This window comes from Bifidobacterium sp. M0353 (genome assembly GCF_016100645.1).
Classification (GTDB): domain Bacteria; phylum Actinomycetota; class Actinomycetes; order Actinomycetales; family Bifidobacteriaceae; genus Bombiscardovia; species Bombiscardovia choladohabitans.
In genome coordinates this window covers 1-285 of record NZ_JACFSB010000116.1, presented here as the reverse complement: position 1 = coordinate 285, position 285 = coordinate 1, and the positions used below count along the sequence as shown (strand labels likewise).

Annotated in this window: 1 protein-coding gene; it reads left to right on the top strand. The window is 37.9% G+C overall.

The window, feature by feature from the left end; translation table 11 throughout:
• The coding region (locus H3V04_RS09220; protein WP_198188313.1) for a hypothetical protein at positions 1–264 on the top strand (264 nt) is incomplete at its 5' end.
• Positions 265–285: the final 21 nt, after the last annotated feature.

Genomic DNA, 285 nt, shown 5'->3' with positions numbered 1-285 from the left:
AAAGCAGTTGGCATATTATCCAACCAAACTGGCTTTAACTCTCAACAGCCCGTGGTTGATCAAAAAGAAAAAAAGGAAGAACACGAATTCAGACAGGCAGTATTATTACTGCTGCAACAATTAGCAAACAAAGATGGTTCAGCCAACATTACTTTAACTACACCCGATGGGCGCACGTTATGGGAAGTTGTTGAACCATTTTTTAAAGAAAATCAACGCTCAAACCAAATAAAGCAAAGGAGGGGTTTAAGTGGTAATTTCTAATAACGTTTCAGGTTTGATCTT